Source organism: Mesorhizobium sp. M0074 (assembly GCF_040322975.1).
Lineage (GTDB): Bacteria > Pseudomonadota > Alphaproteobacteria > Rhizobiales > Rhizobiaceae > Mesorhizobium.
Window position 1 is genome coordinate 1 of record NZ_JAMYUM010000026.1, and the last position, 18,551, is coordinate 18,551.

Annotated in this window: 16 protein-coding genes; 7 read left to right on the forward strand and 9 right to left on the reverse strand. The window is 59.4% G+C overall.

Going from position 1 to position 18,551, the window contains the following annotated elements; genetic code table 11:
• Window positions 1-218: 218 nt before the first annotated feature.
• The 6 genes from NKJ73_RS27925 to NKJ73_RS27950 all read right to left on the reverse strand — a co-directional run bounded on the left by NKJ73_RS27925 (window position 219) and on the right by NKJ73_RS27950 (window position 6,999).
• Window positions 219-1,208, reverse strand: a complete 990-nt coding sequence (locus NKJ73_RS27925) for a GlxA family transcriptional regulator (RefSeq protein WP_352571807.1) — start codon at window positions 1,206-1,208, stop codon at window positions 219-221.
• Between the two features lie 119 nt (window positions 1,209-1,327).
• On the reverse strand, window positions 1,328-2,434 hold the full coding sequence (locus NKJ73_RS27930) for a mandelate racemase/muconate lactonizing enzyme family protein (protein WP_352571808.1): 1,107 nt from the start codon (window positions 2,432-2,434) through the stop codon (window positions 1,328-1,330).
• A 96-nt stretch (window positions 2,435-2,530) separates the two neighbouring features.
• Window positions 2,531-3,877 (reverse strand): NAD(P)/FAD-dependent oxidoreductase, encoded by a 1,347-nt coding sequence (locus NKJ73_RS27935; protein ID WP_352565128.1) that lies wholly within the window; start codon window positions 3,875-3,877, stop codon window positions 2,531-2,533.
• Window positions 3,874-5,373, reverse strand: a complete 1,500-nt coding sequence (locus NKJ73_RS27940) for an aldehyde dehydrogenase (RefSeq protein ID WP_352565127.1) — start codon at window positions 5,371-5,373, stop codon at window positions 3,874-3,876. Before NKJ73_RS27940 ends, NKJ73_RS27935 begins: the two co-directional genes overlap by 4 nt.
• Window positions 5,374-5,375: 2 nt before the next feature.
• Window positions 5,376-6,281 (reverse strand): dihydrodipicolinate synthase family protein, encoded by a 906-nt coding sequence (locus NKJ73_RS27945; protein WP_352571809.1) that lies wholly within the window; start codon window positions 6,279-6,281, stop codon window positions 5,376-5,378.
• Window positions 6,282-6,291: 10 nt separating this feature from the next.
• Complete coding sequence (locus NKJ73_RS27950) at window positions 6,292-6,999, reverse strand: GntR family transcriptional regulator (protein WP_352571810.1); 708 nt, start codon at window positions 6,997-6,999, stop codon at window positions 6,292-6,294.
• A 125-nt stretch (window positions 7,000-7,124) separates the two neighbouring features.
• On the opposite strand from NKJ73_RS27950, the gene NKJ73_RS27955 reads away from it, so the two are divergent.
• From NKJ73_RS27955 to NKJ73_RS27985, 7 genes are all read left to right on the forward strand, one after another.
• Entirely contained in the window at window positions 7,125-8,213 is a 1,089-nt protein-coding gene (locus tag NKJ73_RS27955; RefSeq protein ID WP_352565121.1) for a quaternary amine ABC transporter ATP-binding protein, read from the forward strand.
• On the forward strand, window positions 8,213-9,154 hold the full coding sequence (locus tag NKJ73_RS27960; RefSeq protein WP_352565120.1) for an ABC transporter permease: 942 nt from the start codon (window positions 8,213-8,215) through the stop codon (window positions 9,152-9,154). The genes NKJ73_RS27955 and NKJ73_RS27960 overlap by 1 nt, the downstream gene beginning before the upstream one ends.
• A complete protein-coding gene (gene proX, locus NKJ73_RS27965; RefSeq protein WP_352571811.1) occupies window positions 9,147-10,178 on the forward strand; it encodes a glycine betaine/L-proline ABC transporter substrate-binding protein ProX in 1,032 nt (343 codons plus the stop codon). The genes NKJ73_RS27960 and proX overlap by 8 nt, the downstream gene beginning before the upstream one ends.
• A 333-nt stretch (window positions 10,179-10,511) precedes the next feature.
• On the forward strand, window positions 10,512-11,246 hold the full coding sequence (locus tag NKJ73_RS27970; protein ID WP_352571812.1) for an SDR family NAD(P)-dependent oxidoreductase: 735 nt from the start codon (window positions 10,512-10,514) through the stop codon (window positions 11,244-11,246).
• Entirely contained in the window at window positions 11,243-11,980 is a 738-nt protein-coding gene (locus NKJ73_RS27975; protein ID WP_352565114.1) for an SDR family NAD(P)-dependent oxidoreductase, read from the forward strand. Before NKJ73_RS27970 ends, NKJ73_RS27975 begins: the two co-directional genes overlap by 4 nt.
• Window positions 11,981-12,068: 88 nt before the next feature.
• Window positions 12,069-13,172, forward strand: coding sequence for an alcohol dehydrogenase family protein (locus NKJ73_RS27980; protein WP_352571813.1), 1,104 nt, complete (start codon window positions 12,069-12,071; stop codon window positions 13,170-13,172).
• A gap of 11 nt (window positions 13,173-13,183) precedes the next feature.
• Window positions 13,184-14,317, forward strand: a complete 1,134-nt coding sequence (locus NKJ73_RS27985) for a mandelate racemase/muconate lactonizing enzyme family protein (RefSeq protein ID WP_352571814.1) — start codon at window positions 13,184-13,186, stop codon at window positions 14,315-14,317.
• A 116-nt stretch (window positions 14,318-14,433) separates the two neighbouring features.
• On the opposite strand, the gene NKJ73_RS27990 is transcribed toward NKJ73_RS27985, so the two are convergent.
• Genes NKJ73_RS27990 through NKJ73_RS28000 form a run of 3 tightly spaced genes read right to left on the reverse strand, consistent with a single transcriptional unit; the run spans window position 14,434 to window position 18,163 of the window.
• Window positions 14,434-15,498, reverse strand: a complete 1,065-nt coding sequence (locus NKJ73_RS27990) for a GlxA family transcriptional regulator (RefSeq protein WP_352565109.1) — start codon at window positions 15,496-15,498, stop codon at window positions 14,434-14,436.
• Complete coding sequence (locus NKJ73_RS27995) at window positions 15,498-16,604, reverse strand: mandelate racemase/muconate lactonizing enzyme family protein (RefSeq protein WP_352565107.1); 1,107 nt, start codon at window positions 16,602-16,604, stop codon at window positions 15,498-15,500. The genes NKJ73_RS27990 and NKJ73_RS27995 overlap by 1 nt, the downstream gene beginning before the upstream one ends.
• 8 nt (window positions 16,605-16,612) lie before the next feature.
• Window positions 16,613-18,163, reverse strand: a complete 1,551-nt coding sequence (locus tag NKJ73_RS28000) for a trimethylamine methyltransferase family protein (protein ID WP_352571815.1) — start codon at window positions 18,161-18,163, stop codon at window positions 16,613-16,615.
• Between the last annotated feature and the right edge of the window lie 388 nt (window positions 18,164-18,551).

Here is an 18,551-nt window from a genome sequence, read left to right on the forward strand (position 1 = left end):
ATCACAAGGTGTCCACCTATTTTGGTGGACACCTCATGCATCAGAGCACTCAACAGCAAAAGGTGCGGGGAAATTCGCGCTTACGTTAATGCGGCTTTCTAGGCTCGGGATCGTGGCGAAATCGGGTCAAAACTTCCCATTCGCACATCGTGGCCGCCGACCACCTCATTTAGAATTCGTTCGAGCAGAGAAGGTCACAACGGGACAAAGGTGGTGACCTAACTTGAAATCGCTGACCTGAATTTGGTAGGCGGCTGGCCATAGGTCTCACGGAAGAGCCGCGAGAAATGCGATGCGTTCTCAAAACCGACCTCGACGGCGATCTCGATCATTGGAGCACGGGTCTGCATCAGGAGGTGCTTCGCCCGCTCCAGACGCACCCTTGTGTAAACAACAGCCGGAGAACTCTTTGTCTTCTCCATGAAGAGGCGCTCGAGTTGCCTTCGGGACAGTCCAACCAAGGCAGCCACCTTGGGAATGGAGATCGTATTCTCGATATGGTTCTCCATGATGATGAGCGCCGCCTTGAGCCGAGGATCCTGGCATTCAATGAAGGTCGGGCTGTGCGGCTGGATGTCGGACGGCGCGCGCGCCCTCTCGATCTGCAACACTTCGAGGGCGTTTCTCTCTGCCTCTCTACCGATATGACGTCTAACGATTGACGCCGCCATGTCCGCTGCGCTGCTGCCCCCGGCACATGATCCCCTGGCGCGATCAAGATTGAAAAGACGGTCCGACCTGACCTCGTGATCCGGGAAGCGTTCGCGGAAAGCGTGATAGTGGAGCCAGCTTACACAGGTTCGGTGGAACTTCATTAAGCCGGCCTCGGCCAGGATGAACGTCCCCGTACAGACCCCGATCAGTGGAACTTTGGCGGCGGCGGCTCTTTTGAGGTAGCTGACCGTCTCGCTATCGACTGGAAATTCACTGTTCAGCAGCCCGCCCACGACCACGATATAGTTGAACTCGGTCGGGTCCACGAAATCCGATGTCGGTGCGACCAGGACACCGCAACTGGAGGTGATCAGATTACGGGTGCTCTCTAGAAGCTGCCAATCCGCGAAAATCCTACCGGATTTGTCGGCCTCATCGCTGGCCAATCTGAGCGTGTCGACGAACAGCGCGAACGCAGAAAGAGTAAAGGAACGAGCCAGTACAAAGCCAATCTTCAATCGGCCGACCCCAAGCGCTTCTGGTGCTGATTTCATGACCGGCTGCCTATGTATCGTTGGCTAACAGCGCCATCGCGCCATTCGAAGCGAAGGCATCTTTCTTGCAGGCAAGGTCTGCCCGACACTGAACCGGGAGGCTCCGCAGTCTCTTCCGATCAACCATAGGATGCCATCGGAGAGCCAAAACATGATTCCTCCGGAACAACTCCCAGGCCTGGCCCGTTCGGAAGCCTGATATGTCCATCTTCGACGGACACACCGTTCTTCTCGTCATAATGGCCTTCGATGTATGGTGCCGCGATCCAGACGCCCTCGTTCAGGCGCGGACTGACGGTCGCACCGATTTGAACACAGGCGGCGGCGAGGATGTCACCGCCCCACGCATCGTCGCAGGTGTGCGGCATTGATCGTGCCTCGCAAATATCACGTACCGTCGCCATTGCATGCAGACCCCCAATGCGGGTCACCTTCATCCCGAAGCCGTCACATACCCCCTCTCCAATCGCACGGATCACAGTGGAAAGGTCCTCTGTGTTTTCGTCGAGATACACAGCGTGGTGTAGTTGATTGCGGATGGCCTTGATCTCTTCGAACGTATTGCAAGGCTGTTCCAGGACGAACGGAACATCGAGGCATTCGCGACTGAGCCGCAGCGTGTCGCGCGTCGTCAGGGACCGGTTGGCGTCGGCCGCAAGTCGGACGCTTCCCCCGACGCGCTCCCAGATCTTGCGCACCACGGCAATGTCGATCTCGACCGGTCGGCCACCGATCTTGATCTGGAGGCGCGGGTATCCTTCCGCAACACGCTCCGCCGCAATACGCGCAAGCTCATCGGGCTCGCCTATGCCCAACGCGTAATACGAAGGAACCCGTTCGGTCACGGCGCCGCCAAGAAGGTCGGCGACGCGCATGCCGAACTGCTTACCCAAAATGTCGTATGCCGCCATATCCACGGCGGCCTTCGCGTATCGGTGTCCGTTAAGGAGGCTGTCCATCCTGCGTCTTAGGACTACTGGCTGGAGAGGGTCTGCTCCAATCAGTCCTTGGGCCATCTCATCCAGTGCAGCGCGTGCACCTTTTGCATGATGCGGCTGATAGGTTGGGCCTACGGGGCAGGTTTCGCCCCAACCGATAAGGCCATTGTCGGTCACAATCCTGACGATCGTCGTATCAAGCGCGTATACCTTGCTGCCGCCCATTGTGTAGGGGCCGTTCTTGACTGGCAGATCATGCGCAAAGACGTGGACTTCCTTGATTTTCATGTTCGTTCCAACCCACAGGGCATGTTTTTCGCGAGGCCAAGCGTGCGAACGTCGAGTTAGGCGATCAGCCGAGCAAGGTCAGTGATTGCGGTATCACTATTCCTCACGAGCTCTCCACTCTTTCCAGCGGAAATAGAGGTTCGCGCCGATCTCGGCGAAAGGCGACGGCACGAGCTTCGGTGGTTCTGGTTCGGCCATGAAATGCGCGGCGATTTCCGAGGACCGGTTGAACAACAAGTCGGCGGCGGCGATCCCGGTTAGCGTACTGCGCACCGTTCCCAGGCCGTTGTCGCAGCAGGCCGAGAAGAGACCCGGCTCCAGTTCGCGCATCACAGAGACGCCGTTCCAAGTCAGGCACAGGTGCCCGGCCCAACTGTATTCCATCGGAACATCGGCGATGGCAGGAAAGCGGTCGGCGAATTTTCGCCGATGGACTTTTGCCGCTCGGGCGACCGCTGACTTTGTTGGCACCATCCCAGGCAGATAGCTGGCGCAGGTCCGGGTGACGATACGGTTTCCGCCCTGTGCGGCGTCGATGCGCCTCATCGTCGTACCCATCGGATCGGAAGGAGTAACGCCCCACCGAGGCTGCCCTCCCAACCTGGAAAGGACCTCAGCGTCGAGTTCGGCAGTCATTGAGGCGTAGAGAAAAACGTGCATGAGGCGCTTGCGGGCGAAGCCGAAGCTCTCAAGATGCCCATTATTGGCAAGAATGACCTTCGCCGCGGTGACATGGCCATTGGGCGTTGTAAGTATCCAATCTTGGTTCACTCTCGCGAGCTTCGAGACTGGCGATCTCTCGAACACGAACACGCCGTCGCGTCGAAGGCCTGTACCAAGCGACCGGATATAGCCCGCCGGCTGGATCATCACTGTTCCGGGCGTGTACAGGCCAGACGTGTAGTGGCGACTTCCCGTTACCTCTTGCATCGCCTTGGCGTCCAGCGTCTCGCTGACTTCGCCCAAGTTGGTGAGGTGTTGGGCGTAGCTTGCGTTGAGGTTGCGTGCGGTCTCGCTAGCTGCTCCGTTGATCTTGCCCGCTGGGTCGAAATAGGCGGGGTCGATTCCGTATTCTTCGACGCGCTCCTTGGCGAAAGAAATGGCCGCGCGATTCAGCGCGATCATTTTTTTGTCCTCCTCGACACCCTTTCCGGCATAATCATCGGACTGCAAGTCGTGAGGCAGGTCGATCATGAAGCCTGAGTTGCGGCCGGAAGCGCCTTCCGCGAGGCCGCTGGCCTCAAGAACTGCGATACGAAGGCTCGGGTCTTGCTGGCGCAGGCGTTTGGCGGCTGAAAGACCAGCAAAGCCGCCGCCCACTATGGCGACATCGACACGGAGAGCGCCTTCAAGGGGCGCGGAACAGGGTTGGGCCGGGAGGATGGCGTTCCAGGCTGCCGGCCCCTGTTGGACCGGCAGCCTTTCAGCCTTGTGGATAGTCACGCGACAGCCTCGTCTGCGTCATCGGTGAGATCAAGCCAGATGGTCTTGATTCTGGTGTACTGGTCGTGGGCGTGGATGCCGTTGTCGCGGCCGCCGAAGCCGGAAGACTTGAAGCCTCCGAAAGGCGTTGTGATGTCTCCCTCGCCGAAGCTGTTGACTGTCACGGTACCCGCCCGGATCGCTCTTGCTCCCCTTATGGCTCGTTTCGCGTTCGCTGTGTAGATCGACGCACACAGTCCGTACTCTGTGTCGTTCGCGAGCGTAATGGCTTCATCGAAGCTCTCGACAGTCAGCACCGTCAGGATCGGTCCGAAGATTTCTTCCCGCACGACCTTCGCGTCGCGGTCGCTGACGTCTAGGATCGTGGGTTCCACGAACCCACCCTTGGCCTTTCCGCCGAGAAGCACCTTCTGTCCCTTCTCGAGATAGGAGCAGACTTTTTCGAAGTGCGCCTTGGAAACCAGCGCACCCACCCGGTTCTCGGGATTGAGCGGATCGCCCATCGGCCACTCCCGGGCATGCGCGATCACCCGCTTGAGGAGTTCGTCCTTGATGCCGCGTTGAACGATGAGCCGCGACGAGGCAGAGCAGTTTTGCCCCATATTCCAGAACGCGCCGTTGACGATGTGGGCGGCAACGCGGTCGATATTCTCCGCGTCGTCCAGCACGACGGCCGGGTTCTTCCCGCCCATCTCCAGCGTCACTTCCTTGAGGTTCGAATCCGCTGAGTAGCGCGGAAAGCGCCTTCCAGTCTCCGTCGACCCCGTGAACGACACCATATCCACGTCCATGTGTCGCCCAAGCGGCTCCCCGACTTCGGAGCCACCGCCCGGCAGCACGTTGAAGACGCCGGAGGGGATGCCCGCCTCCATAGCCAGCTCGGCGACACGCAGCGCGGTCAAGGTCGTTTCCTTGGCCGGCTTGACGATGATCGAGTTGCCCGCGGCGAGTGCCGGTCCGATCTTCCAGGCCAGCATCAGCAGCGGGAAATTCCAGGGCAGGACCAAGCCCACGACACCGACCGGTTCGCGCACGATCATTGCAATGTGGTTGTCGGAGGCAGGCGCCACCTGATCGTAGACCTTGTCGATCAGTTCCGCATGCCAGGCGAGGCAGTGGATGGTTTCAGGAACGTCGACGTTCTCGCAGTCATAGATTGTCTTGCCGCTGTCGAGGCTTTCCAGAACCGCCAGTTCGTGAGCGTTGCGCTTCATGAGCCTGGTGAGACGAATAAGCACGTCCTTACGCGCCGACGGATGAAGGCGCGACCACCGACCGTCCTCGAATGCGTCACGCGCCTTTTGTACGGCAAAGTCGACGTCGCCTGGACCACAGGAGGCAACCTTTGCCAGCACCTTGCCCGTGGCCGGATTGGTCGTTTCGAACGTTTTGCCCGAGATTGCCGGTCTGAAGCTCCCGTCGATGAAGGCCTGTGTCGGAAACTCCAACTTGGCGGCAATCGCCACATATTCCTCGTGTGTCAGAAGATTGCCCATGCTCATGCCTCCGCTTCAATGTCCGCAATCGTGCGCTTCAGAACCCGCACAACCTGTTCCAGTTGGCGCATATCGTCCTTGTTCAATCCCTTAAGCGGTGGCCGTGGGGGGCCGGCATGGAACCCGCCCATTTCGCAGCCGTGCTTGATGCATTGAATGAATTTCCCCCCCTGCTCCAGCACGCGCATCAAAGGCATCAGGGCAGACATGATACGACGCCCCTTGGTGAAATTGCCCTCGACCGCGCATGCGCGGTAAAGCGCGAGATGTTCCTTCGGCAGGAAGTTTGAGCCTCCGCAAACCCAGCTGCGCGCTCCCCATGCAAAGAACTCCAGGGCCTGGTCGTCCATTCCGCAGGACATCTGGATGTGCGGGTAATCGCGGGCGAGCAGATGCACCCGGTTGATGTCGCCGGAACTCTCCTTGATGGCGCAGAAATTGCGGCTACGGGCGACGCGGTTGAGGAAATCCTCGCCCATGTTGATCCCCATGCGGCCCGGGTAGTTGTAGAGCATGATCGGGAGGTCCGCCGCCCGGTCGATCGCCAAGGCATTCAGGGCGTTTTCGCGCTCCGTGGGCACAGAATAGGGCGGCGATCCGACGAGAATGGCCGAAGCGCCGATCTTGGCCGCCGTCTCGGCCATCAGGATCGAGTCCGGCAGACGGATAGCGACTGTGCCTATGGTGAGAGACACGCGATCGCCAATGACTTCTTTGGCGAACTTCGTCATTTCGACGCGTTCGTCCATCGACTGCGCATAGTATTCGCCCGTCGACCCGCCGATGATGATGCCGTGCACACCTGACGCTATCAGGTGCTCGACAATTTTGACGAACGCCTCGCGATCGATTGAACCGTCGGCACGATGTGGCGTGATGACGGGAGTGTATATCCCTTCGAATTTCATCAAATTCTCCTTAACCTATACTGTCAGGCACCCGTCCCAGCGGAACGAAAAAACTTGCCGGCGAAACGAAGCTTTCGATCTGAGCGCGGGACAACTCCCAATGCGCTATCGATAGCTCGGCGCAGCCTTCTGCATCTCCCGCGTCGATAAGCTCAATGAACTGATCGTGCTGCTGAGCGGCGGTCGCCCGTTGGGCGGCCAGGTCGGCGTTTCGCGGGCTGTAGAAGGTCATCCCGATGCGCGTATGATCGATTAGCAATCGCCTCAGGCTGGGCATCAGAAACTCGTTGTCCGCCATCTCACCCATGATCGAGTGGAAGCGCTCATTGGTCAGCGCGCGTTGCTCGGTGTCACCATCCCGGATGGCGGCGCGAAACAGAAGCTGCGTGTCCTTCAGCCGCATGATCTGTGGCTGGGTCGCATTTTGGGCAGCCAGCCGGCCGATTGCCGCATAGACCATCGGCGCCGCGATGAAAAAGTTCCGTAGCGTCTTGTGAGTCATCGGGACGACCTGGGCGCCGCGATTCTCGTGGAGAACAACGTAGCCTTCTCCGGCAAGTTGCCGGAGCATTTCGCGCACCGGAGGACGAGACATGCCATACGACTCGGCGATCTCGGTCTCGTCGAGATAGCTCCCTGGCTCCAGATTCTCCGTCAGAATCCGGCGGCGCAAGTCCTCCAAGCAATTGCTTTTGTTTCGTTTAGCCTCACCGGACATGGATGATCCTCACAAGGGGTTTCGTCCTGCGATCTAGCATCACAATCTTTGTAGCGCGTCATAATACATATTGTCTATTCAGAAAATTTGTGTTGTAAGAAAAAAACGACATAAGGGAACAGCGAATGGGTACCCAGGGTGAAGAGCCCGTCATTCGATGCGATGGCGTCTGGAAGGTATTCGGTTCCAAGGCCAAGGAGGCGATCCGCGCCGTGAAGGCTGGAGAGCTGAACAAAGCTCAAATCCGCGACAAGCTCGACTGCGTCGTTGGGGTCAGTGACGCCACCTTCAGCGTCGGCCGCGGTGAAATATTCTGCATCATGGGGCTGTCGGGGTCAGGGAAGTCGACTCTGATCCGACACATCAACCGACTGATTGAGCCTACCGACGGTGCGATTTATATCGAGGGCCGAAACGTCAGTGCCATGAGCGCGAAGGAACTGCGTCAGATCCGCGCCGAAACCATCGGCATGGTTTTCCAGAACATGGCCTTGATGCCCCACCGCAACGTCCGGGACAACGTAGCGTTCGCTTTGGAGGTGAGAGGCATCGCTGAAGACAAGCGCCGTCAGGTTGCCCGGCAGGCTATCGAGGCGGTGGAGCTCACCGGATGGGACCTCAAATACCCTGACGAGCTCTCTGGCGGCATGCAGCAGCGCGTGGGCTTGGCGCGCGCCATAGCGGCCAACCCGTCGATCCTGCTGATGGACGAACCGTTTTCCGCGCTCGATCCGCTTATCCGCCACCAGTTGCAGGGCACCTTCATGGAGCTCTCCGCCGACCTCCATAAGACCACCGTGTTTATCACGCATGATCTGGCCGAGGCGATCCGCATCGGCGACCGCATCGCCATCATGAAGGACGGCGTTCTGGTGCAGATAGGAACGCCGGAGGAAATCGTCACAAACCCGGTGGACGAATACGTCGCGCAATTCGTCGGCGGCATCTCCAAACTCGATCTTGTCACCGCCGCCAAGGTGATGCTGCCACTTGAGCAGTACCGACACACGAACGGCTCGGCCGATACCACGAACTGGCCAGTCGCCCGGCCCGACGACAAGCTCAATACGTTGGTAAATCTGTCTATCGGAACTGCCCATCCCATCCTGGTGAGAGACGGCGACGTCGTTGCCGGCGTCGTGACCAAGGACGCTTTGTTGCGGGGCATTCAAGGCCGGGACCACTCCGGCCCGGCTAAACGGGAGATCAATTGATGGCCGACGAAAAGACCTTCAACTGGCTAAATCCGTTCGAGAGCGTCGATCTGAAAATCGCTGATCACTCCGACGGCATAAAGCAGTGGGCGATCGACAACCGCGAAGCAATACAGCCCTTCAAAATCTTCCTCGATGGCGTGATTCAAAGCATCGAACGAGCTTTTCTGGCGGTCCCGCCGCTCGTCATGCTCGCTATCATCGTGTTGATCGCCTGGCAGGCCGCGGGCCGCCGGACCGCCATCTACGTCGCGGTCGCCCTGACTGTCCTGGGGTTTCTCTCGCCCGAAGCATGGTCACTGGCGATGACGACGCTGGCCATTGTGATGGGTGCGGTGATCCTCTGCGTGATCATCGGGCTTCCTCTGGGAATCCTTGCCGGCAAGAGCAATCGTTTCGAAGCTGTCCTTCGGCCTCTCCTGGACACGATGCAGACCATTCCAGCGTTCGTCTACCTGGTTCCCGTCGTCATGCTTATCGGAATTGGCAATGTCTCGGGCGTCCTGGTCACGGTCATATTCGCGCTCGCTCCGTTGATAAGGCTCACTTCGCTCGGCATCCGCACGGTCAATCCAAGCGTCGTCGAAGCCGCCCGCGCGTTCGGTGCCTCACCGTCACAGATCATGTTCAAGGTCGAGCTGCCGATGGCCACGCCGACCATTTTCGCGGGCCTCAATCAGACCATCATGCTGTCGCTGTCGATGGTGGTCATCGCGTCGATGATCTCGGTCCGCGGCCTTGGCAACGAAGTGCTGCGCGCCATGGGACGACTCGATGCCGGAAAAGCCATCGTCGGCGGGCTTGGGATCGTGATCCTGGCGATAGTCCTCGACCGCATAACCCAGGGTCTGAATCAGTCGAGGCGCGAGAGAGGCCATCGCCACTGGTGGCAGAGCGGGCCTGTCGGGCTGATCGCCAACCTGTTCCACAAGCATGCCTGACGAGAACCAATTTCACATGCAACAAGGGAGAAAGCGCATGAAACTCGTATCTGTGACTACAGCGATCGTCCTATCGCTTACCGCAAGTCCGCTCTTTGCCAAGGACAAGCCAGGCGAAGGCGTTACCGTACGACCTGTGATACAGCCCGCGATCGAGGAAATGTTCCAAGCTCGGATCGTCTTCCGTGCGCTCCAGGACCTCGGCTACACCGTTGCCGAACCGCAGGAGGTCATCGCCCAGACCGCGCATCTGGCGGTTGGCACGGGTGACGCCGATTTCTTCACCGATAGTTGGGATCAGCTGCATGAAGCGTTCTTCAAAGAAGCGGGTGGACCGGAGAAGATAAGCAAAGTGGGCACCTTGGTCGAAGGCGCCCTCCAAGGCTATCTGGTCGACAAGAAGAGCTACGACGCCGGGGTCAAGAACCTGGGCGACCTCAAAGACCCCAAGATCGCTGCGATGTTCGACGAGGATGGCGATGGCAAGGCCGATCTCGCCGGCTGCGTGCCCGGCTGGGGATGCGAACGCGTGATCGAGCATCAATTGACCGAGTACAAGCTGCGTGACACGGTCACGCACAACCAGGGCGAATACAACGCGATCATCGCTGATACGATCGCACGTGCCAAGAATGGCAAGCCCGTCCTCTACTACACCTGGACACCCTACTGGGTCTCGGGCGCGCTGGTTCCAGGCAAGGACGTGGAATGGCTTAGCGTGCCTTACACCTCCCTGCCGGATGGTGCCAAAGCGAACACCGAGTTCGATGGCAAGAATCTCGGCTTCGCGGTGGACAGCCTGCGGATTGTTGCTCGCAACGATTTCCTCAAGGCCAACCCGGCGGCGGCTAAGCTGTTTGAACTCGCCAAGATCGACATCAAAGACATCTCGGCTGAGAACAAATTGATCGCCGACGGCGAAAAGAATTCCGCCGACATCGACAAGCATGTCGACACCTGGATCGCGGCCCACCGCGATGCCTACGACGGCTGGCTCAAAGCGGCCCGCGAAACGGTGAAATGATTATCCACTGCGGGGCGCTCCAGGCAGCGCCCCGCAACCCATTTTCTGCCCCTTCGCCTGCGGCCATGGGCACGATCTCGCCGCAGCAACGCAACAGCCGCTCGACGCCGCCACGTCATGGAAGGGCACATCGAGCGCGGGGTTGCGATCCGGCGCACGTTCACCGGCCTGGAATGTCTTCCAGGCGGTTGGAGCGATTATCGGGCTTGCAGGACCAATAGGTCACTCCGGCATGCGGGACATCGCATTGTTCAAAGGCCCTTATCGAGAGCATTTCGGCAACACGCCCGGCGGCCAAGACTAACCCAATTGAAACTGAGCAGGAATGAACCGATGAGTTGTTTCAGGGGAAAGACCGCCCTGGTGACAGGTGCCGCCGGCGGCATCGGAGCGGCGATCGTCAAACAGCTGCGAGCTGAAGGCGCCAGGGTCGCCGTCGCAGATCGCGACGTGGCGGGCGTGGACGCTGAGGCACATCTGCCGGGCGACCTGCTTGATGCAAGCTATGCGGACAGTTTGGCCGCGGCCGCATTTGCGGCGCTGGGCGGCATGGACATTTTGGTCAACAACGCGGGCGTGATCACGCGGGGCTCGGTAGCCAACACAACGGACGCCGACTGGGCCCTGTCGCTCGGCGTGAATGTAGAGGCCCCGTTTCGTGTGTGCCGGGGCGCCATTCCTATCATGGCGGATCGGGGTGGCGGCGCGATCGTCAACGTGTCGTCATGCTGGGGCGTTCGGCCGGGTCCGAACCACGCCGTATACTGCATGACGAAGGCTGCCATTGCCTCTTTGACCCAGTGCATGGGCATGGACCACGCGCATCAGAACATTCGGGTCAATGCCGTGTGCCCCAACGAGGTCAACACGCCTATGCTTCGAACTGGCTTTATCAAACGCGGCTTCGATCCGGACACGGCGGTTGCCGAATTGGGAAAGACCGTTCCGATTGGCCGGATTGCGGAGCCGGAGGATATCGCCGCGGTAGTCCTGTTTCTTGCCTCTGACTCCGCCCGCTACATGTGCGGCTCGCTGGTTGAGGTCAATGGTGGAAAGCCGGTGGGATGAACAGGTTCGCAGGCAAAGTCGCCCTCGTCACGGGCGGTCGCACCGGCATCGGTCTGGCCATTGCACGTAGGTTGCGAGACGAGGGCGCGCGCGTATTCACGGCACAACGTAGCGAGGACCGGGAGTTCGAAGGGATAGCCGTTGATTTCACAGACCCATTTGCCGCGTCCGGCGCTGTGCAGTCAGTTGCCGGCAATGCCGGACGGCTCGACATCCTGATAAACAACGCGGGCATGATGCAGGAAGCACTCGTGGAGGACATGAGCCTCGAGGACTGGCAGCGGTCGATAACTGTAAATCTGACAACACCATTTGCGATGATCAAGGCAGCACTTCCGCATCTGCGAGCGGTTGGCGGGACGATCGTCAACATCGGCTCGATCGAGGGGCTCGGCTCCAACCCGAGACACGCTGCCTATTGCGCTTCCAAGGCTGGAATTCACGGTCTGACCCGCGCGGTTGCGATCGACCACAGTGCCGAAGGTGTGCGATGCAATGCCGTTGCACCAGGGTGGATCGACACCGATCTGAACGTTGAGTTCATCGAAAGCATGCCCGATCCGGCAGGGTTCCGCCGCGATATCGGCAAAATTCATCCAGTGGGACGCACCGGTAAGCCCGAAGAGGTCGCCAGTCTGGTGGCTTGGTTGGCATCGGACGAATCGTCGTTCGTGACTGGTCAGGTCTGGACCATCGACGGCGGTCGAATGGCGAAGCTTAGTCTACCACAATAGACAGTCCCCCGGCCCGAACTCGCGCCCGCCGCCCTCTGCAGGATTTTAACCGCTTAACGACAACAGGCATGAACAGAGAGGCCGCGAAATGTCCCCTTCAACCCGCATTCCAATAACCATGTCCGGCGTGGTGCTGACCGGACATGGCGGCTTCGACAAGCTGCAATTCAAAACCGACCTCCCGGTTCCACAACCGGGAACGGGCGAGGTTCTCATAAAGGTGGCTGCGGCTGCGATCAACAACACCGACATCAATACCCGGATCGGCTGGTATTCCAAGGGAGTGAGGAGCGGCACTTCCGAAGGCGGCTCCTCCGGATTTGAGTCGTCGGAGGATGACGACGCGAGTTGGACGGGGATGGCATTGTCCTTCCCGCGCATACAGGGCGCTGATTGCTGTGGCCACATCGTATCTGTTGGAGCGGGTGTCGATGAAGGGCGGATCGGCGAACGCGTCATCGTGCGGAATTTGCTTCGCACCTATGTGGACTACCGACCTTGGGAATGCTGGACATTTGGATCCGAATGCGACGGCGCATTCGCGCAATTCGCGAAAGCGCCATCGCGTGAGACGTTCAAGGTCGACTGCGGCTGGAGCGAGGTCGAATTGGCTACTGTGCCCTGTGCCTATTCGACCGCCGAAGGCATGTTGCATCGGGCAGACGTGAAGGCCGGCGAGACTGTGCTTATCACCGGTGCATCCGGCGGCGTCGGGTCCGCTGCCGTCCAATTGGCAAAACGGCGAGGGGCCATCGTCATCGCGGTTGCAGGCCAGAGAAAGGCCGCCACGGTACGCCAATTGGGTGCTGATCGCGTGGTGTCGCGTGAAGAGAGCCTCGTCGACGCCATAGGAAAGGACTCGATCGATGTTGTCATCGACGTCGCGGCAGGTCCGCAATTTCCGCAGCTGCTGGACGCATTGCGACGTGGCGGACGATATGCCGTTGCCGGTGCCATTGCCGGACCGATTGTCGAGCTTGATGTGCGCACGCTCTATCTCAAGGATCTGAGCTTCTTTGGCTGTACGTTCCAGGAGGACATCGTCTTCGAAAACCTCGTGTCTTACATCGAGGGCGGCGAAATAAAGCCGCACATCGGCAAGACCTATTCCTTGGAAGAGATCGTCCAGGCGCAGGAGGATTTCCTGTCCAAGACAATCAGCGGCAAGCTGGTCCTCGTCATACCCGAGTGAAAGCGGCGAAAATGCACGACCTCAAGATTCAGAAAATCGACGTCTTCCAAGTCGACCTCCCTTATTCTGGCGGCGTCTACCTCCTTTCGGGTGGTCGAGAGTACCGTACCTTCGATGCGACGATCGTCCGTGTGATCACGAACACCGGGATAGAGGGATGGGGCGAAAGCACCCCGTTCGGTGCAACCTATATTGCATCCCATGCTCTTGGCACCCGAGCAGGAATCGCCGAGATCGCGCCTTCATTGCTGGGCCGCGATCCTCGTCAGGTCGACCGTATCAATGACGCGATGGATTTCGCTTTGATAGGCCACAACCATGCCAAAACGGCACTCGACGTCGCGTGCTGGGATATTTTTGGCAAATCGGTCGGGCTGCCAGTTTGCGAACTCCTAGGAGGGGGAACAGGAAAGCCCCTACCGATGATTTCATCGATCTATGCCGGCGATCCCGAAGAGATGCGTCGCCGCACGGCGGACCACCGTGCGAGGGGATACCTTGGACACTCTGTCAAGATCGGAGCCTTGGACAGCGAGGGAGGACCGGCGCTTGATGCCGAACGTATCGCAGCATGCCTGGCCGACAAGAAACCAGGCGAGTTTTTCATTGTTGATGCCAATGGCGGTCTCCTTCCAGAAACTGCCCTGAGGATGCTGCAGCTGCTCCCGCAAGGTATGGACTTCGTCCTGGAGGCTCCGTGCGCGACCATCCGTGAAACCATGTCGCTGCGTAAGCGCTGCCCCTACCCCATCGTGCTCGACGAACTCGCTCAGCTCGATGAAGATATTGCCTTAATCATAGCCAACGATTTGGCCGATGGCATCGGACTAAAGATCTCGAAAGCCGGTGGCCTGACTCACGGCCGGCGCCATCGCGACATCTGTCGTGCCGCAGGCCTCACCATGAGTGTTCAGGAAACCGCTGGCTCTACCATCGCCTTTGCTGCAATCGTTCACCTTGGCGCAACCGTACCCACGCGACTCTTGCGCTGCGTGTTGAAAAGCGACGATATGGTCACGGCAAAAACAGCCAAGTTCAACGCTCACTTTGGCGACGGAGGGGTCATCCCGCCGGATCTCCCCGGGCTCGGAATCGAAGTGGATCACGCTGTTCTCGGCGAGCCTATTATGACTTGGGGCGATTAGGTTGATCAGCAGCCTCGCGCGCTGGCTTAAGTGTGGCTCTGCGTAGCCAGGGGCGCCGCCGTCTTCTTTGCTAGAGCTCCACGCCGATGAGTTCAACCATCAGGGTCTAGACTGAACTATCCCAAGCCTGGGCCGACCCATGCCGGCACCATTGTCCGGCACTGCTGTGGCGAAAGACCGTTGATGATACGAAAGCATTTGGCAAAATGCGATGCTGAGATAAACCCGCAGGCTACAGCAATATCTATGATGGGCATACGCGTGCCTTCGAGCAGGCGCTTGGCTTGGTCGACCCTGACCCTGAGGTAGTGACGGGCCGGCGGCTGACCTATGTGGATCGCGAACAGGCGTTCAAGCTGCCGGCGGGAGATCCCAACCCGGCCCGCAACGTCACCCATCGACAGCGCAGTCTCCACATTCTCTTCCATAATGCGCATGGCCATCGCCAGCTTGTCGCTGACACCCGCAAACGCCAGACCTGATGGACCCGTCTGGCGGTTCGAACCGGAGCGTTGGCCCTCTACCGTGGCATGACGACAGACTTCCTGAGCGACGTAGGCGCCCGCGTGACCCGCAACAAGATCCACCGCGAGATCGAACGCCGCCAATTCACCGGCGCAGGTTGAATATTGGCCATCCCTGACGAACAGGGAATCACGGATGCGCGGCTTGTGAAAAACCTCGGAGAAAGCCGCGAGCCGTGACCAATGGATAGTGCAACGGCTCTCCGCGAGAAGGCCCGTCTGGGCGAGAAGCCACGTCGCCGTGCCCACCGCCGATATCGGTATCCCGCGCCTCGCCAGTAGCCGCAGGAACGCGTTCAGGTGAGGCGTCATCTGCTTTTCAACAGGTTCGCCCGCTACGACGACGAACTGGTTCAGCCTGCAATCGTAGGACCCGTCCGCGGCCAATTCCTCGACTGTCACGTCCACTGGAATCGAAAGTCCATTGGCGCCCACGACCGCTTGGCCGTCGGTCCCCGCAATCCGCCAGCGGAACAGTGGAAGCCGGGAAACTGCGTTGGCTATACGCAAGGGCTCGATATAGGCGTGAAGCGCCAGATGCGAAAATCCTGGCAGCACGAGCACGGCAATGTCATGCGCCTTGCCCGGCACCTGAAACGCAGCTTCAAGGCGGACGGGGCTGCTGACTTCGGGGACGCGGGCCGGAGCATTCATCATCAACCATAGCTCGCTACCGGGGCGCCAAAGGCGCCGGCTTCGGGCTTCACTCCGAGGCCCGCTCCCTGCGGCACGGCAATATGACCATTTTCTATGACAACGGGGTTCGTATTGTCGTAGTGCCCATCGATATATTCTTGCGCGATCCAGGTGCCTTCAAAGCGACGTGGCTCAACCGTAGAAGCAAGATGTACGCACGCGGCTGCGATAATGTCGCCGCCCCATGCGTCGTCGCAGGTGTGCGGCAGCGACCGGATGGAACACATATCGCGGGCGACCGCCATTTTGGTCAAACCGCCCAGACGCGTAACTTTGAAACCAAATCCATCGGCAATGCCCGACGATATGGCCCGCAATACTGCATTAAGGTCTTCGGTGTTCTCGTCGAGATAAATGGGATGGGTAAACCTGCCCCGGAGAGTGGCGTTCTCTTCCATGCTGTTGCAGGGCTGCTCGAACACGCACGGGATGTTTTGGCAAAGGCGATCCAATTGAAGCGCAGATGCTACGGACATGCCACGATTGCCGTCCACAACGATGCTTGCCTTGAGGCCCACAGTCTCCCAGACCTTATGCACCGTTGCTGCGTCCTTCTCTAGGTCGCGACCACCAATCTTGACCTGGATACGCGGGTAGCCCGCTCTGACCTTGTCGGCCGCGATACGCGCGGATTCGTCCGGAGCGCCCACAATCAGCGAGTAGTAAGACGGCACGCGGTCTGTAAGTGCTCCGCCCAGCAGCATCGACACCGGCACGCCAAGACGCTGGCCGATGAGGTCGAGGAACGCTATGTCGAGCGCCGCCTTGGCGTAGTTGTGCCCGTTGAGCCTTTCATCCATCCGCTTGGAGAGATGACGTATCGACTGGGTCGACTCTCCAATCAGGCCTGGCGCGATTTCAGCTAACGCCGCCCGAGCTCCCAGCGCGTGATGGGGTTGATAGACTGGACCGACTGGGCAGGTTTCGCCCCATCCTGTAATGCCGTCATCCGTCACAACCTCGACAAGGGTGCTGTCCAACGAGTGGACTTCGGTGCTCGCCATCTTATAGGCGCCACCCTTGGTTGGAAGCTGGGTCGAATAGACGTTGATCCTGTTGATGCGCATGACAACGCTCAATAATCGTCGTTGAGCGCGTCAACCGCCGGGATCTCGCGCGAGCGTCGATCGATATAGGCGCGCAGTTCTTCATCTTTGGCCTGATCCAGCGTGGGCTCCTGGTACTCTCCCAAAAGGTGCTTCGCATGGTCGAGCGCCCTTTGCTTTATGTCCTTGGAGCCGTCGACCTTCCATTGCTCGATCGAATTGTTATCGAAGAGCTTTGGTATGAAAAATGCACGTTCGAAGTTGGCCTGGGTATGCGGATGGCCGAGATAGTGGCCACCGGGTCCGACGTCACGGATGGCGGCCAAGGCCTCGTCGAAATCTTCCCACTGGATACCTTGGGTCATGCGATAACCCATGGCACAAACCTCGGCATCGACCACGAACTTGGCGATGGAACAATGCATCCCGGCTTCGTTCCAGCCCGCCGAGTGCCAGACGTAGTTGGCGCCGGACATCAGCACCGCCATCATTGTCATGGCGCTTTCGTAGCCGGCCTGAGCATCGAAAATCTTGGCACCGCCGAGCAGGTTCGATGTGCGCCACGGCACGTTGTAGCGTCGCGCCATCTGACCGATCATGAAGTTCATCAGCGATATCTCGGGCGTTCCAGCCATTGGGGCGCCGGACTGCATGGAGACCGTCGACAGGTAATGCCCGTAGATGGCCGGACAGCCCTTGCGGATCACTTGGGTGTAGGCGAGTGCGGAGAGTGCCTCGGCATTTAGCTGCGCCACCGCAGCCGCCGTCGACGCAGGCGTGTTTGCGCCGCCCAGCACGAAGGGCGAGCACAGCACCGGCTGGTTGCGCCGGCAGAACGCCCGCATGGCGCCGAGCATGACCTGGTCCCACACGAGCGGAGAATTGCCGTTGCAATTTCCGGTAGTGACCGCATGCCTTTCCATGAAGCCTTTGCCAAAGAGAATCTCGCACATATCGAGCACGTCCTCGGCATTCTTGGGCGAGGTGGTCATGCCCATGAAGATCTTGTCGGAATGCTTCATCGACGAGTAGGTGATGTGCAGATGTCGGTGCGCAACGACGATATCCATCGGCTCGACGATATGGTGCGCCGATGAATGCAGCGCCGGCATCATGTGCGCCAGCTTATGGAAGGTCCCCAGGTCCGCAATGGTCGGGCCGCGACGCACGTCGTCAAGATCGCGCATGTATGGCGCGCCGGTCATCGGCACGAAGATCGAATTCGGGCCGCCCAGCTGTACGTTTTTTGCCGGGTTGCGTGCGAAATACTCAATGTCGGGGGGGATGGTTTTGATCAGATCCATCACCAACGCGCGATCCAGATAGACTCGCTCACCGCGAACGTCGGCGCCTGCTCTCTTCCAGTCCTCAAGAGCAATCGGATCGCGGAATACCACGCCGACCTCTTCCAGGATCGCCAGCGACGCTTCGTGAATGCGTTCTACCTGCTCTGCATCCATGGGCTCGATTACAGGTAGCCCGCGCTTGAGTGTCGGCAGCATCTCCACCTTGGGCGCGGTCCGAATAATTCGGCGGGCGTCGCGTCCTCCCCTTCGCGAGATTTGCGCTTCAATGGTCATGCGGGCCTCCAAAAAGAACACGCGAGCCGCAGCCGGACCGCGCGCGACTATCGCTGCAACCCGCCGATTTGACCTACTGCAAAAGTCTCACGCGCGTGTTGACTTATACGCGGACGTCGGAGGCTTCGCCTCGTCGCTTACGATTGACCCAATCAGCATCGTCATGGGAAACGCGGCTCATTCACTGAACGCCGGCCCGTAAATCATTCCCTCCCGCGCCAAGCAGAAACCTTCATCTTTGCTGAGTTGCTACGGTCAGCATACTCCGCATGAAAGTGCCTGCAGTCCCGACAGCACCAGCTTTAGCAAGATGCGATCTGGTGTATGCATGGTAGAGATCACGACGCCGCGCGCACGTCTTGACGAAGTTTCTGCCCCGCTCGGTTTT